Genomic DNA, 15865 nt, shown 5'->3' on the forward strand with positions numbered 1-15865 from the left:
CGGCACCGCCGGCTCCGGCCGCCGGGCAGATTGAAGTAACAAATACGGACACGACGAAAACGGTCACCGTATCCGGTCTGCAAGCTGGAGACGTGGTCAACGTGTACGAAGCCGGCAATCTGACGACGTCGATCGGCACGGGCACCGTAGCTACCGACGGCACGAGTGTCGTGGTGCAGACCGATCTGGATGCCGCAGGCGGAGAAATCGTGGTCATTGTAACGCGAGACGGACAAGCTAGTCTGCCGTCGGAAGCTGTGTCGTACGACGAAGAAGAAACAACGACGGCACCGCCGGCTCCGACGGCCGGGCAAATTGAAGTAACAAATACGGACGCGACGAAAACTGTTACGGTATCCGGTCTGCAAGCTGGAGACGTAGTCAACGTGTACGAAGCCGGCGATTTGACGACGTCGATCGGCACGGGCACGGTGGCTGCTGACGGTACAAGTGTCGTGGTGCAGACCGATCTGGATGTCGCAGGCGGAGAAATCGTGGTCATTGTGACGCGAGACGGGCAAGCTAGTCTGCCGTCGGAAGCTGTGTCGTACGATGAGGAAGAAACGACGACCGTTGCGCCTCCGGCTCCTGAAGATATCATTGTGGAAAACAATGAAGGCACCGATGCGGATACAGTAGTCGTCAATAATGTTCAAGCAGGTGATATCGTTCGTGTTTATGCAGCGGACGGTACAACATTGCTCGCCCAACAGACGGCAACCGGAACAAGCGTCACGATTCCGGTATCCCTGACTCCGGAAACGGGTGGAATTAACGTTACGATCACGCGCGGAGGAGTAGAAAGCGCTCAACAACCGAGTGCTTATGATCCAGAAACGATTACTGCTCCGACTGCGGGAACTCCGACAGTTACTGCGACGGGCGAAGGAGTTGTCGTGGTCAACGGTGTTCGTGCTGGCGATCGGGTCATTTTGAGGAATGGTCAAAATATCGTCGGCGAAGCTGTAGCATCCGCAGACGGAAGTGTCACAATCTTTATCGCAAGCGGAGGACTGGATCCGCAAGGCGGAACGTTGGAAATGGTGCTGCAGCGCGGAACCCTCACGAGCGATCCGATTATTATTGATTATGATGCTGCTCCTGCCGATCCCGTACAACCGCCTACTCAAATCGTGATCAATCGAACAGGGGATACCGGCGGTACTGTAGTCGTCGGAGGACTTCAAGACGGAGATACGATTACGGTGACCGATGCATCCGGTACAACAGTAACTTCGCAACCGGCTGTAAACGGCAGCGCCAGCGTTGACATTTCTGTGGCTCCTGCGGGAGGATCTATACAGGTTGTGGTGAATCGAGACGGCCAAACAAGCAGCGTGCCTACAACCGTCAGTTACGATCCTGCGCCGCCAACCGTACCATCAACAGGAACGGTAAGCATCGTCAATAACGGAGCGACAGGCAGCAGCGTAACGGTAAGCGGATTGCAAGGGGGAGACGTAGTAACCCTTTATGGTCCAAACGGTTCATCCATCATCGGGCGCGCTGTAGTTCCTCAAGGAGCAGACAGCGTTACGATTACTCTTGCTCTCAACGCGGCAGGAGGCAGTATTCAAGTAGGCGTAAATCGCGGAGGAATAGAATCGGCAATCGTACCGATCAGTTATCCGGTCAGCGACGAGGGAACGGGAACGCCGCCGACGCAGCCCGAAACTCCGACAACTCCAGCGGAACCTGGCGTTGTACCTGCCGATCCTGCACCGGGAACTCCAACTCCGGCTCCGAACCCCGTCACCCCGGAAACAAACCCGGTTACGCCGGAAACCGAGGGTGAAGGCGAAGAACTTGACGTACCGGGCCGGATCGTAACCTTGACGATGCGCGAACCGCGCACGTTCAACGATATCTCCGGATACTGGGCGCAAAGCGCGATCGAACGATTGGCCGCGCTCGGCGTTATCGACGGCCTGCCGGACGGCAGCTTCGCACCGCGCGAAACGCTGTCTCGGGCACAGTTTACGAAGATGGTCGCTACCCTGCTGGGCATCAATTCGCAGAATTCGCCGATCTTCTCGGATACGCCGGCCGGCCGTTGGTATACCGCTTCGATCCAAGGGGCTTACGAACAAGGGATCGTGAACGGCTATACCGGAGGCAACTTCGATCCGGACGAACCGGTTACGCGCGAAGAAATGGCGAAAATTTTGACCAATGCCATGCTTTGGCTGAATCCGGACGTATTCCCGAACAGCCCGGATTACGCGGCGGCAGAAGCTTTCCGTGATTACGGCCGCGTCGGCAATTGGGCACAGGAGCCGATCAGCCGGATGCTTGAAGAAGGCATTTTGATCGGCAAAACGAACGGCGTGCTTGATCCGAAGGGCAATGCGACGCGCGCCGAAGCGGCAACCGTCCTGGTTCGACTGATCGAGCGCATGAGCGACAACTTCACGTCGTAAGCGCAATAATCAAAGTAAACGAAATAGTTAAAGACCCCCGTTCTCCTACAAATGTAGGCGGGGGTCTTTTTTTGCATAAATAAAGAGAAAGTTCAAAATAGGTTCAACCCAGCAGCCCGAGCATCACAGGCGCTGCCAACAGCGTGAACAGAGCCGCAAGAATCATCGAAATGCTCGAAATCGTCCCGGTCAGCGGATTCAACTCGAAGGCTTTCGAAGTCCCCGTGCCGTGCGCGCTCGTCCCAAACAGCACGCCGCGAGCAATATCGCCTTCGATGCGCAGCAGCTTAACGACGGAAGGACCCATCATCGCGCCGAGCAAACCGGTCATAATGACGAATACGGCCGTGATGGTGGGAACGCCGCCGATCATTTGCGACACGTTCATCGCAATCGGCGTAGTGACCGAGCGCGGGACAAGGCTGCTGGCGAGTTCGCCGTTAAGGTGCATCATTCGAGCCAGCAGAGCTGAAGACAGCATAGCCATCAGAGAACCGAACAACACGCTTGCGACAATCTCGCCCGCATGTTTTTTAAGCGTCTGGAGATTTTTATACAGCGGCACGGCAAAGGCGACCGTAGCCGGCTGAAGCAGTTTGGAGAGCCAAGCCCCGCCTGCGTTGTAGCTATCGTAGGACGAATGCGTGGCAAGGAGCAGCGCAACCAGAATAATCGGCGTGACAAGCAGGGGCGATAGATAAACGCGCGGATATTTGCGATATACCCACTTGGCGGCATAGTAGATAACGAGCGTGGCGGTCAGGTACGTGACGACTTCGTTAATCATGAGGTTCGACTCTCCTTTCTTTTGGATAAGGCGCCTGCCAGCAAGCCTGAACTGACCATGACGATCAGGGTGCTCAGAATGACGACGGCCAGAATGCGGATTCCGTCTTGTTCAAGCAAGGGAATATAATTCATGACGCCGACGGCGGCGGGGATGAAAAACAAAAGAAGCTCGGCCAGCAACCAGTTAGCTCCTAATTCAATCCATTCCAGCTTCACGAGCCGGAACTGGAGGAGCATGAATAAGACGAATATCCCCAAGATACTGCCGGGAATCGGAATGTGCATCCAGACCGCCAAGCGATTCATGAGCAGGGAGAAACCCATCAGGCCCGCAACCTGAATCACGGCCAGCAGTGTTTTTTTCATACCATGGATGCTCCTTTCCGAGCGATGTGTGAAAAATGGGGTAGAAACGTTCTGCAACTGAATCTCTATATTGAAAATTTTACATCTATTTCTTTCATGAGTAAAATGAATATAAAGAATGAAGATCATTCCTTACAGTTATGTATTTTTGATTATGGAGGCGGTTTATGGATATTCGGCATTTGGCTTATTTTTTGGAAACGGCACGTCTAAAAAGCTTCACTCGCGCGGCGGAATCCCTCTACCTCAGTCAGCCCGCAATCAGCAAAGCGATCCGCCAATTGGAGGAAGAGTTAGGCGCGACGTTATTTGACCGAATCGGCAAACGGATCGAGCTGACGGATGCGGGCCGGGTAGTGATGGAGCAAGCGCAGTCGATCACCCAATCGTTCTCCAGCCTGTCGGCAAAGCTCGGGGATCTGGCAGAGTTGAAAAGCGGACATATTCGTATCGGCCTGCCTCCTATGGTGGGGTCGAGCTTTTTCCCGAAAGTCATCGGAGCGTTCCACAATCGTTACCCCGACGTGACGCTTCAGGTATTCGAGGACGGAGCGAAAAAAATAGAATCTGACGTGGCCGACGGCGAGCTTGATATCGGAGTTGTAGTGCTGCCGTTATCGTTCGACGTCTTCGACTCGTTCCAGTTTGCGGAAGAGCGTCTGAATCTAATCGTCCCGCAATCGCACAGACTGGCGGGCGCAACGAACGCAAGGCTGGAAGAACTGGCGCAGGAGAACTTCGTCTTTTTCCGGGAAGACTTCACGCTGCATGACCGCATTATCAATGAATGCCTGCAAGCCGGCTTCCAGCCGCGAATCGTGTACGAAAGCTCGCAGTGGGATTTGATCAGCGAAATGGTAGCGGCGGGCCTTGGCGTGGCGCTCTTGCCGGAGACGATCTGCCGCCAGGCGTCGGGTAAGGCCGTAAGTATCGTTCCGCTGGAGGAGCCTGCGATCTGGTGGCGGCTCGGCGTCATCTGGCGGAAAGACCGATACCAGTCGTATGCGGCGCGCGAATGGATTTCGTTTACGCGGGAGTGGCTGGGCGGTACGCCGGTTTGAAGTTCTTTTTTTCATGGCAAAAACCGCCGACGGTTCAATCCGTCGGCGGTTTTTTTATGACATGAACTTCTTATTCTTGTTCTTCCTCTTCAATAGGACGATCCGGCATCTGGCGTACATAGCTGCTGGATAGCTCGAACAGGTCAAGCATTCGGTTATACTGCTCTTCGGTTACGCCCGAAGAAGCCGTGCCGCCTTTTTTCAGCGGGTAATACGTGCCGTCCTCGTAGCCTGTGCCGGGGATGAACAGGGTATCGCCTGTAATAAGCGAACCCGATGGCCAGTAATAGCGTTCCGGGATCATATTCTCGCTCTGATTGAGCAGATCTTGACCGAAGTGGATATGATCCTTCAAGGCAACTCCAAGCAGGTTCGCGGCAGTCGGCAAAATATCGACCTGCGTGCCGAGCTGCGTCTGAACGTTCTCTGCATGCACGCCCGATCCGAGAATCATGAACGGGATGTTCGGCATGTCGCTATACGTATAGTCGTGACCGAAGATTTCTTTTGCCAATTCGAGGTCTTGTTCATTCATCGAATGAACAGGCAGACCCAAGTGGTCGCCGTAAAGCATCAGCAGACTGTCTTCCCACAATCCCTTTTCCTTCAATTCGTCAATAAGCAGACCCAGACAGTAATCCGCATAGTTTTGAGCGCGAATGTAATCGCCGACAAGCGTGTCCTCATAACGTTCCGGCAATTTCATCTTGTACTTCTCTTCCGGAATGGTGAACGGATGGTGCGCGCTCATCGAGATGATCTGGGCATAAAAAGGCTGATCCGACTCGTCCATTTTTTGCAGTTCGTCGGTCGTCTTGTCATACAGAATTTCATCGGAAGCGCCGAAAAATAAGGTGTCGTCCGTACCGAAGAACTCTTTATCGTAATACTTGTCAAAGCCAAGCGCCGGATAGAGCTGATTTCGATTCCAGAAGTTGACGTCGTTCGTATGGAAGGTAGCGGTCTGATAGCCTTGTTCCTTCAACAGCTTCGGCAGGCTCGGCAGTTCCTTTTCCCCGTAAGCGATCACGGCAGCCTTGCGCGGCGGGATGTAGAAAGAAGTGTTCACCGTGAACTCGGCGTCCGAAGTGTTTCCTTGTCCCGCGCTCTGGTAGAAGTTCGGGAAATATAGACCTTCTTCGGATAGCTTATTCAAATTCGGCGTGATTTCCTGACCGTCGATCTTGAGACCGACCATAAAATTCTGAAGCGACTCCATTTGCAGGATGATCAGGTTTTTGCCTTGGGCAGCACCATAGTAAGCGGCCTTCTCGCGATGCTGCACGCCTTTGAGAGTATCGATTCGTTCCTGGGAAATCTCGTCGAGCGGAATCGGTTCTTCCTCGCGGTCCGTCAGCAGCGTGTAGGCTTCATAGTTCAAGATGCCCATCTTCTCTGCCTTGACGACCTCGTTCATGCTGGCGCGGTTCGGCCACACGTTCATGGTGCACAGGACTAGCGACACAATCAGCACGCTGCCCAGCGCACGTCGGCTCATCCGATGGTGAACGATGTTTTGTCTCCAGCTGCGCGCTTTTTTGCTCATGAAGAACCAGACGCTGAGCACAATGATGTCGGTGAAGATCAGCAGGTACTGCGGCGACATTAGGGAGAAGACGCTGTCGCTGACTTCGACGGCCTGACGGCCCTGGTCGAGTGCATGGTAGGTCACAAGGTTGCCGTAATATTTGAAATAAATGATGGCAGTAAAAAAGAGTGCGGTAACCAGCAGGTTGGTGACCATATACCATAGCAGTTTACGTTTGGTCGCCAGCCATTCCAGCAGGCAGAAAATGATCCACAGAAACGGAATCTCGGTCAGAAGAGGGCCCCAGAGCGGGGTGTCTTCGAAGATCGGTCCCCAAGCGATATAGCCTTTAACCAGCAGGATCAAGGTGAATAAAACGAAGGGTCGGGTCAATAAAGACCACCAGTTTTTGATCGGCTCCACGTTGCAAAGCTCCTTTTCTATATACTTTCGTTAAGTAAAAAATAAAGGATGCGGCAGGAAAACCCTCGCCAGCAAACCTGTTATATAGGGATAAACCGTTTCGCGTGATTTGTCCCATTTTCTGGCTGATGCGCGATAAATCCTTAGATATTATGCTCCCGGCAACAAAAGATGTCAAAAACGTTTCCGATTCCTTCCGAATTTGCTCAAAAAGCTGGCGATTCCGGCCGATAGAAGTTAAAATATCGTTATAATAGTCATCCGTCTTCGTCAAGCGCTTCCGATCGCACTCATGCGTCGCTTCGTGCCGTTTCGTTTATGAAGATAAGGAATCGGTGCACGGCGCCGTACTTCAAGGAGGGAATCATGAAAAGAACGTTCTTCAGCCTGCTCGCAGCATCGACTTTAGTAATGACCCTGCCCGCCATTGCAGATGCCGCTCCCGGCAAAGTCGACCGCCCCGTCAATCTCAGATCGGCCCCGTCGGCATCCGAGGGCAGCGTGTACCGTACCTTGCAGCCCGGTACCAAGCTCGAAGTATTGGACGGGTCCAATACGTATTGGCTTAAAGTTCAGGTGGCAGGCAAAACCGGCTACGTGTCTTCTTCTTATGTAACGTATACCCAACCATCGGCTGCTGCGCCGAAAGCTGCTGCTTCCGCGACAACGCAATCGGCTTCTTCGAATCAAAAGTCATCTTCCTCCGTGAAGCAGGCATCCGCTCCGGCTGCTCCTTCGAATGTGAAGCCGGCTGTGGAAAAGCCGGTTTCTAGCCCGGCGGTTACGGCAGGCAGCGGCGTAGTCACGAAGAACGTCAATTTCCGCTCCGAACCTGTATCGGGCAGCGACGTGTATCGCGTGTTGTCCGCAGGAGAGAACTTTACGGCAGTCGAACTGACGAACTCGGCTTGGCTCAAAATCACGGACAACAGCGGCGTGACGGGTTACGTCTCGACGGGTTATGTCACGTACACGCTTTCAGGAGTGACGTCGTTCGCGCCGCCTGCGGCAGAGGTGCCCGTCACGACGCCAGCACCTCCCGTCAGCGTTCCTTCGGTGCAGCCGGAGATTTCAACGCCTGCGCCTTCGGATATCCCGACCGGCAACGCGATTACGCCGGATACCGCGGATCGCGTCATCGAGAATGCGCTTGCTCTGCAAGGCATCACGCGCTACGGATTCGGGAAAAGCGAAGCTCCGATTCTGTTCGACTGCTCCTCGTTCACCCGTTATGTATTCGGTCTTGAAGGCGTGAGCTTGCCGTTCGGAACCGCTTATCAGAAAGACATCGGCATCGCGGTCGAAAAGGATCAATGGCAAAAAGGAGACTTGTTGTTCTTCTGGAGCAGCGTGCCGGGACTGATCGGACACGTCGGCATTTATGACGGCAACGGCAATCTGGTACATAACAGTGCCAGCAAGGACGGCGTGGCAATTTCGCCGCTTGACCTCAAATACTGGCAGGATCATTACGTATCGGCAAGACGCGTACTTCAATAATTGCAAATTGTAGTCGACCCAATCAAGTTTGCGCGCTATCACTCTGACGAGATATGGGGTCGCTTCAGGCGGCTTTCGCTTTTGCAGCGAAGGCCGCTTTTTTGCGTGGCCGGATTTCGGAACGTCAGGTATCGTCTATAATAAGATAGACGTGCCAAAATGCTTTTTCGTCTGCACGAAAATAAAAAAAGCGATAAATGTTCAAAAAGAATCAACGATCATCTTCCCGGAAAGGGGGAGTTTGTATGACTTATGCCGTGAAAACCTCCGTTCGTCCGTTGGTGGAATACGTGTTCCGCAGCGGGAGTCTGGAATCGGGGATGCGCTTCGGCAACGCGTTGCAGGAAGGGACGCGCATCCATCGCGAAGTCCAGGAGAAGTATGGAGAAAACGACCGTAAGGAAGTCTTTTTAAAAACGGAATTATCCTGCGCCGCAGGCGAGCTGCTGATTCAGGTGGAAGGGCGTTCCGACGGCGTGCTGCTGGGCGAAGACGGCGGCTATACGATTGACGAGATCAAGTCGACGTCGGAGACTCCCGAGCAGATCGAAGGCGGGCATGACGTGCACTGGGCGCAGGCCAAGTTTTACGCGTATATGCTGGCTTTGGAAACTGGACTTCAAAAAGTCGGCGTGCGGCTGACTTACGTGCACAAGCCCGGCGGCGAACGAAGCGTGCGCGAGACGTCGCAAACGCTGGACGAACTGACCGCCTTCGTACAGGATGTGGCCGAGCGGTACGCGCCGTTCGCGCTGCTGCTCAAAAAGCGCGAGGAGAAACGCAATGCCGCAGCGTCGGCGCTCGGTTTTCCGTTCGGCCATTACCGGGAAGGGCAGCGATTGTTCGCGGGAGCCGTGTTCAAAACGGTCCGCGAAGAAAAAAACTTGCTGGCGCGCGCTCCTACCGGAACGGGCAAAACGATCTCCACCCTTTTCCCGGCCGTTAAAGCGATCGGGGAAGGGTTGATCGGACGGATCTACTACCTGACAGCCAAGACGACCACTCGCGCGGGTGCCGAAGAAGCGCTGAACCTGCTGGAGAAAAACGGCGCTTATTTAAGCTCGGTGACGATCACGGCGAAAGACAAAGTTTGTTTTAAAGAAGAAGAGGATTGCGCGGGCGGGCAGTGCCGCTTCGCGGTCGGCTACTATGACCGGATCAACGACGCGCTGCAAGATTTGTTCGAGCACGAGACCCGCGTCACGCGGGAGGTGCTGGAACACTATGCGCGCAAGCATACCGTCTGCCCGTTCGAATTTTCGCTGGATGCCGCGTATGCGGCGGATGTGGTCGTTTGCGACTACAACTACGTATTCGATCCGCGCATCTCGTTCAAACGCTTGTCGGACGAGCAACGCGGCAAGTCGGCGCTGTTGATCGACGAAGCGCATAACCTGGTCGAGCGCGGACGCGAGATGTTTTCGGCCGAGCTGCTGAAGTCTGCCTTTTTGGAGATCAAGCGCGGGTATAAAGGGATACATGAAGGCGTGCGCGGCGCGGCCGAGCGGGTCAACGCCTATCTGATTCTGCTGCGCAAGCAGGCGGGGGAAGAAGGGCGCTTCGTCGGAAACGAGCCGCCGGAAGTGATGTTCAAGCTGTTGGAGCCGTTCGTGGATCAGGCGGAGCATGCGCTCGTGACGGTGCACGGCAGCGAGTCGGAAGAAGAACTGTTGGAGGCGTATTTCGCTGCGCAGACCTTTCTGCGGATCGGGCGGTTGTACGGGGATCAATACGTGACGTACGTAGAAACGGACGGCAGCGAGGTGAAGATGAAAATGTTCTGCCTCGACCCGTCGGAACTGCTGCTTCAGGCGTCGAAAAACTACCGTTCCGCCGTCTACTTTTCCGCTACGCTGGCTCCGCTCGGTTTTTACCGGGAAATGTTGGGCGCGTCCGAGGAGGATTACACGCTGTCGATCCCGTCGCCGTTCAGCCCGGAGCAGCTCGAGGTGACGGTACTGCCGTATTCGACGCGGTTCCGCGATCGGGAGCGAACAAAGGACTCGCTGGCGGCGGCTTTGGCGGAAACGGTGAACAAGCGCCCGGGCAATTATTTGTTCTTTTTCCCGTCCTATGCGTATTTGCAGGAAATTCGGCAGGCGTTCGAGGCACGGATTGATCGGGAGCAAGTCGAGATCATCGGGCAAGATTCGGGCATGTCGGAAGGGGATCGGACTGGATTTCTGGACGCGTTCTCGGCAGGCCGGGAAAAGACGTTGGTCGGCTTTGCCGTCATGGGAGGCGTATTTTCGGAAGGCATTGATCTGGCGGGCGACCGATTGACGGGAGTGGCGGTTATCGGGGTCGGCCTGCCGCAGATCGGTCTGGAGCGGGACATCATTCGGGATTATTACAATGAACGCGGTCGGAGCGGGTTCAACTATGCCTACGTCTATCCGGGGATGAACAAAGTTCAACAAGCCGGAGGACGGTTGATTCGCACCGAGGAAGACCGCGGCGTGCTGATTCTGGCCGACGACCGCTTCCTCCAAGAACCGTACCGCTCCCTCCTCCCGGACGAATGGGGGACGCGATGACCGTTTTTCTTAGTTAAAAAAGGTCCTATTCGGTGGGGAAGCTGGGGCGCTGCGGGAGAAATTCGTTCAAGATGCTGTCTCGAGCAGAAAGCTTCCAGCTTTCCGCGCTCAAAGGCATCTTTCACTGAATTTCTCCCTCCGCTAGTGCTTCCGGACAGAATGAGACCTTTTTAAAGGCGAAACCCTTCATCGAAAATGATGAAGGGTTTTTCTTGCCTTCTCCCCCAAATTCTAACTTTGACATGTGTGGGAGAAAGAAAACGTAGCTGGAAGCGAGAAGACGGAGAGAGAAATTCAGTGAAATACAGGATTTCGAAGAAAACCTGCGGTAACACCCATCAAGTGTTGGCCTTTGAACTTGGAAAACTTCAACTCAAACTTTCAATCGACTTTTCCAAGTGAGACAGCGTCCTGTGAAGCATTTCGAAGAAATGCACTTCGGAAGCGTATACTGGCAATTTCTCTCGCAGTCTTCTCGCTTCCCCCGCCGAAGAAACTTTTTCCCACACTCCACATGTCAAAGTTGACATTCATCATTCACCGGAATACAATTAGGTAGCTAATAGATTGCATGCCTAATTATTAGTCAACCTAAATATTTACTTTTTCCTTAAAATGGAATATGAAACGTCCGATAACGGAAGAGGGAAGGGAGAAGCATGATGGAATCGCGCTTAAGCCCGTTAGCCCGGGAATTGATGATTACGATCCGCAGATTTCAGCATCGAGGCAAGAAGAAGCACGGCGGACCGATGGCGGGGCGCAAGCAGAGCGAAGGCATGCTGCTGATGGTGCTTCGAGGCCGCGTCGATCACGGAGAGCCGGGGATTATGGTGTCGGAGATCAGCCGGATTCTGGACGTGACGTCGCCGACCGTAACGCAGCTGATCAAGGGGCTGGAGACGGATGGACTCGTTACTCGCGGATCGGACCCGTCGGATCGACGGGCGGTTCGGATTTCGCTGACGGACGAAGGGGTGCGCGTCACGGATTCGTTTATTCAGGAGATGGAGTCGATGGTAGGCGGGTTGACCGATTATTTGGGAGAGGAAGATACCCGGATGTTGGTGAAGTTGCTCGACCGCACTCATGACTACTTTGCCCGCCGCGAAGAACAGGAACAAGCCAAGGAGAACGCAGAACCTGGCCAAGAAAGGGACGCAGAGGCGTCCGATAAAGGAGAGAGCCCGTTATGATGAAACTGTTTCGCATGCTTAAGCCCTACCGGGTAGGCGTCGTGTTCGTCCTGCTGGCCGTATTCGTTCAAGCTTTGACCGAACTATTCCTGCCGACGCTTATGGCGGATATCGTCGATGACGGGATTGCCAAAGGCGACATCCCGTACATTTGGGAAATCGGCGGTTTGATGCTCGGCGTGGCGTTGGTCGGCATGGCGTGTTCGATCGTCGCGAGTTATTTGTCCGCCAAAGTCTCGATGGGCTTCGGTCGTGATTTGCGCAGTCGGGTATTCTCGCACGCGCAGCGTTTTACGTTGAAAGAGTTCGACAAATTCGGTACGGCATCGCTGATCACGCGGACGACCAACGATATCACGCAGGTTCAGCAGGTACTCATTATGCTGCTCCGCATGATGGCGATGGCTCCGATGATGATGATCGGCGGTATCATCATGGCGGTATCCAAGGATGCGAAGCTGTCGTTGGTGCTGGTGGTCGTCATTCCGGTACTGGCTTTGCTAATTCTGGTGCTTGGACGAAGCGCGCTGCCTCTGTTCAAGGCCATGCAGAAAAAGATCGACAAGCTCAACCTCGTTCTTCGCGAAAATCTCACAGGCATCCGGGTTATTCGGGCTTTCGGCCGCGAAGACAGCGAGCGCAAACGCTTTGACGCATCAAGCGCCGACTTGATGGATACCGCGATCAAGGTCAACAAACTGATGGCGGCGATGATGCCGGCCATGATGTTGATTTTGAACTTCTCGACGATCGCGATCGTTTGGTACGGCAGTCATCGGATTGACGCCGGGCATATGGAACTGGGTAACCTGATGGCCTTTATCCAATACGCGATGCAAATCCTGTTCTCGCTGATCATGGTATCGATTATCTTCGTCATGGTGCCGCGCGCGTCGGTATCGGCAGGACGGATCAACGAGGTGCTGGACGCCGTTCCCGATATCGAAGACTCCCGTTCGCCTAAGTCCGTCTCGGAACGCGGACATCTGGAGTTCCGCGATGTGTCGTTCAGCTACGAAGGCGCGGAAGCCCCGGCGATTGAGCATATTTCGTTCGAGGCAAGACCGGGCGAAGTGACGGCGCTGATCGGCGGGACCGGTTCAGGGAAGTCCACGTTGGTGAACCTGATTCCTCGTTTCTATGATGTTTCTTCAGGAAGCATTCTTGTAGACGGAGCCGACATTCGGGAACTTCCGCAGGAAGCGTTGAGGCACAAAGTCGGTTATGTGCCGCAAAAAGCGCTGTTGTTCACGGGCAGCGTAGAAGAGAATATCCGTTACGGCAAAGAGGACGCAACCGATGAAGAAGTTCGGGAAGCCGCTCGAATCGCTCAAGCCGCGGAATTCATCGACGGCCTGGAAGAAGGTTATGGCGCTCCGGTATCGCAAGGCGGTTCTAACCTGTCCGGCGGTCAAAAGCAGCGGTTGTCGATTGCGCGCGCATTGGTGCGTCGTCCGGAAATTTATATTTTCGATGACAGCTTCTCCGCGCTCGACTTCAAGACCGATGCCAAATTGCGCGCCGCGCTGAAGACGGAAATCAATGACGCGACCGTTCTGATGGTTGCGCAGCGGGTCAGCACCGTCATGGATGCGGACCGGATCATCGTGCTTGACCAGGGACGCATCGCGGGTATGGGCACCCATAATGAGCTGATGCGTACCAGCGAAGTCTACCGCGAAATCGTGTCGTCGCAGCTGTCCGAAGAAGAGCTGGGCGCACAGGTAGGAGGAAACGTAAATGAGTGAACAAAATCGTAACGCAGCGCCTCGCAAAGGGCCGGGCATGGGCCCTGGACCGGGCGGTCCCGGCGGAATGGGCATGCCGGTCGTCAAAGCGAAAAACTTCAAAGCCACGTTCAAGCGTCTTGCGGGCTATCTGGCTCCTTATAAATATCATTTGCTCGTTGTTCTGATTACGGCAATTTTGAGCACCGTCTTCAATATTTTGGGTCCGAAAGTCATGGCGAAGGCCGTCACTCGACTAAGTGAAGGCGTCATTGCGAAAATGCAGGACATTCCGGGAGCAGCCGTCGATTTCGAGTATATCTGGCAGATCGTCATGATCCTGGCCGGGTTGTATGTCGCCAGCGCATTGTTCGGCTATATTCAACAGTTTGTTATGGCCGGCGTCGCGCAGCGGACTTCGTACGGTCTGCGCAAAGAGGTCAAGGAAAAACTCGACCGTCTGCCGCTGAAGTATTACGATAATCACCCGTACGGCGACGTGCTGAGCCGCGTCACCAACGATATGGATAACATCAGCAACACGCTGCAACAAAGCTTGACCCAGATCATCACCTCGCTCGTGACCATTATCGGGGTTATCGTGATGATGCTGACGATCAGCCCGGTCATGACCTTGATTACGGTGCTGACGATTCCGCTTAGCTTGATCGTCGTCATCATGGTCGCGAAGCGTTCGCAGAAGCATTTCGCGGGTCAGCAGCGTTCCCTCGGCGACCTGAACGGACACGTCGAAGAAATGTACAACGGCCACCGCGTGATCAAAGCTTACGGACGCGAGGACGATTCGCAAAATAAATTCGAGAAACACAATAAAGAGCTGTACGAATCGGGTTGGAAAGCCCAATATATCTCGGGCCTGATCATGCCGCTCATGTCGTTTATCGGCAACATCGGTTATGTCCTGATCTGCGTGGTCGGCGGTATCTTCGCGACCAACGGCCGGATCAGCATCGGCGATATCCTGGCCTTTATCCAATACGCTCGCCAATTCTCCCAACCGATCACGCAGACTGCGAATATCGCAAACGTTATTCAGTCGGCGATCGCTTCGGCGGAACGGGTCTTCGAAATTCTGGACGAAGAAGAACAATCGCCGGACCGCAAACTGGAACGTCATTTGTCCGGTAACGGCGCCGTAGCGTTCGAACATGTCCGCTTCGGGTATTCGGAAGAAAAACCGCTGATCAAAGACATGAGCATCGACGTGGCTCCGGGTCAGACCGTCGCGATCGTAGGTCCGACCGGAGCGGGCAAAACGACGCTGATCAACTTGTTGATGCGCTTCTACGAAATCAACGACGGTACGATCCGAATCGACGGCGTAGACACGCGCGAAATCGACCGCAACCGCCTGCGCGGCCTGTTCGGCATGGTTCTGCAAGACACCTGGTTGTTCGGCGGAACGATTCGCGAGAACATCGCCTACGGACGCGAAGGCGCGACCGAAGAAGAGATTGTGCGCGCAGCCGAGGCTGCCCGCGCCGACCACTTTATCCGCACGCTGCCCGAAGGCTACGACACCGTGCTGAACGAAGACGCGTCCAACATCTCGCAAGGTCAAAAGCAGCTTCTGACCATCGCCCGCGCCGTCTTGGCCGATCCGCGCATCCTGATCCTTGACGAAGCGACAAGCAGCGTCGATACGCGGACCGAAATCTTTATCCAACAAGCCATGGGCGAACTGATGCAGGACCGCACAAGCTTCGTCATCGCCCACCGCCTGTCCACGATCAAAGGCGCCGACCTGATCCTCGTCATGAACCACGGCGAAGTCATCGAACAAGGCACCCACGACGAATTGCTCGAAGCCGGCGGCTTCTACGCCGACCTCTACAACAGCCAATTCTCCGAAGAAGCCGTTTGAGGTTTGAGGGTTTGTGATTGAGTGAATTTCTGACAAGTAGAGCTTTAAGCTTTTATCTCTTGAACTTAGTCAGTTCAAACCGGAGGTTGAGCCGAGCGCGCATGCAACAAGCGCTCGACTCCTAACCTCTCCCCGAAAAGAACCGGCATACTCTGCCGGTTCTTTTTCATGCCCGAAAGCCCTGCCCGTAATCGAAGCGAAGACGGCGGAGGGGGAAATTCAGTGAAAGACGCCTTTGAACCCGGAAAGCGACTTCTTGAGTTCTTATGCAGCTTTCCGGGCGAGACAGCGGCTTGAACGAATTTCCCCCGCAGCCCCCCAGCTTCCTTTACGAATAGGACTTTCCGCGCATAAAAATGCCCCGGCTACCCCGTGCCGGATTTTTTTCGCTCGCCTAATGGATTTCGCATATTTATTCGATATAATTAAGAAA

General features: G+C 54.5%; 11 protein-coding genes. 7 read left to right on the top strand and 4 right to left on the bottom strand.

The window, feature by feature from the left end; genetic code table 11:
• On the top strand, nt 1–2420 hold a 2420-nt coding region (locus tag SACSAC_RS12710), incomplete at its 5' end, for an S-layer homology domain-containing protein (RefSeq protein ID WP_037286913.1).
• A gap of 103 nt (nt 2421–2523) precedes the next feature.
• Here SACSAC_RS12710 and SACSAC_RS12715 read toward each other — a convergent pair.
• Nucleotides 2524–3207, bottom strand: coding sequence for a CidB/LrgB family autolysis modulator (locus SACSAC_RS12715; protein WP_037286916.1), 684 nt, complete (start codon nt 3205–3207; stop codon nt 2524–2526).
• Complete coding sequence (locus SACSAC_RS12720) at nt 3204–3575, bottom strand: CidA/LrgA family protein (protein WP_037286918.1); 372 nt, start codon at nt 3573–3575, stop codon at nt 3204–3206. The genes SACSAC_RS12715 and SACSAC_RS12720 overlap by 4 nt, the downstream gene beginning before the upstream one ends.
• Nucleotides 3576–3742: 167 nt before the next feature.
• Between SACSAC_RS12720 and cidR the strand changes: the two genes are divergently transcribed.
• Nucleotides 3743–4636: a cidABC operon transcriptional activator CidR gene (gene cidR, locus SACSAC_RS12725; RefSeq protein WP_037286921.1), complete on the top strand. Its 894-nt coding sequence runs from the start codon at nt 3743–3745 to the stop codon at nt 4634–4636.
• Between the two features lie 70 nt (nt 4637–4706).
• Here the strand turns inward: cidR and SACSAC_RS12730 are convergent, their stop codons facing one another.
• On the bottom strand, nt 4707–6587 hold the full coding sequence (locus tag SACSAC_RS12730; protein WP_037286924.1) for an LTA synthase family protein: 1881 nt from the start codon (nt 6585–6587) through the stop codon (nt 4707–4709).
• Nucleotides 6514–6861, bottom strand: coding sequence for a hypothetical protein (locus tag SACSAC_RS28240; protein WP_169833772.1), 348 nt, complete (start codon nt 6859–6861; stop codon nt 6514–6516). Before SACSAC_RS28240 ends, SACSAC_RS12730 begins: the two co-directional genes overlap by 74 nt.
• 92 nt (nt 6862–6953) lie before the next feature.
• On the opposite strand from SACSAC_RS28240, the gene SACSAC_RS27095 reads away from it, so the two are divergent.
• The 5 genes from SACSAC_RS27095 to SACSAC_RS12755 all read left to right on the top strand — a co-directional run bounded on the left by SACSAC_RS27095 (nt 6954) and on the right by SACSAC_RS12755 (nt 15432).
• The gene (locus SACSAC_RS27095) at nt 6954–8087 is read left to right on the top strand and encodes a C40 family peptidase (protein ID WP_051507083.1); all 1134 of its coding nucleotides are present in this window, start codon (nt 6954–6956) and stop codon (nt 8085–8087) included.
• Between the two features lie 245 nt (nt 8088–8332).
• The gene (locus SACSAC_RS12740; protein WP_037286927.1) at nt 8333–10624 is read left to right on the top strand and encodes a helicase C-terminal domain-containing protein; all 2292 of its coding nucleotides are present in this window, start codon (nt 8333–8335) and stop codon (nt 10622–10624) included.
• Nucleotides 10625–11283: 659 nt separating this feature from the next.
• On the top strand, nt 11284–11820 hold the full coding sequence (locus SACSAC_RS12745) for a MarR family winged helix-turn-helix transcriptional regulator (protein ID WP_084778041.1): 537 nt from the start codon (nt 11284–11286) through the stop codon (nt 11818–11820).
• Nucleotides 11817–13568, top strand: coding sequence for an ABC transporter ATP-binding protein (locus SACSAC_RS12750; protein ID WP_037286930.1), 1752 nt, complete (start codon nt 11817–11819; stop codon nt 13566–13568). The genes SACSAC_RS12745 and SACSAC_RS12750 overlap by 4 nt, the downstream gene beginning before the upstream one ends.
• Nucleotides 13561–15432, top strand: a complete 1872-nt coding sequence (locus SACSAC_RS12755) for an ABC transporter ATP-binding protein (RefSeq protein ID WP_037286933.1) — start codon at nt 13561–13563, stop codon at nt 15430–15432. Before SACSAC_RS12750 ends, SACSAC_RS12755 begins: the two co-directional genes overlap by 8 nt.
• Nucleotides 15433–15865 lie beyond the last annotated feature (433 nt).

This window comes from Saccharibacillus sacchari DSM 19268, assembly GCF_000585395.1.
Classification (GTDB): Bacteria; Bacillota; Bacilli; order Paenibacillales; family Paenibacillaceae; genus Saccharibacillus; species Saccharibacillus sacchari.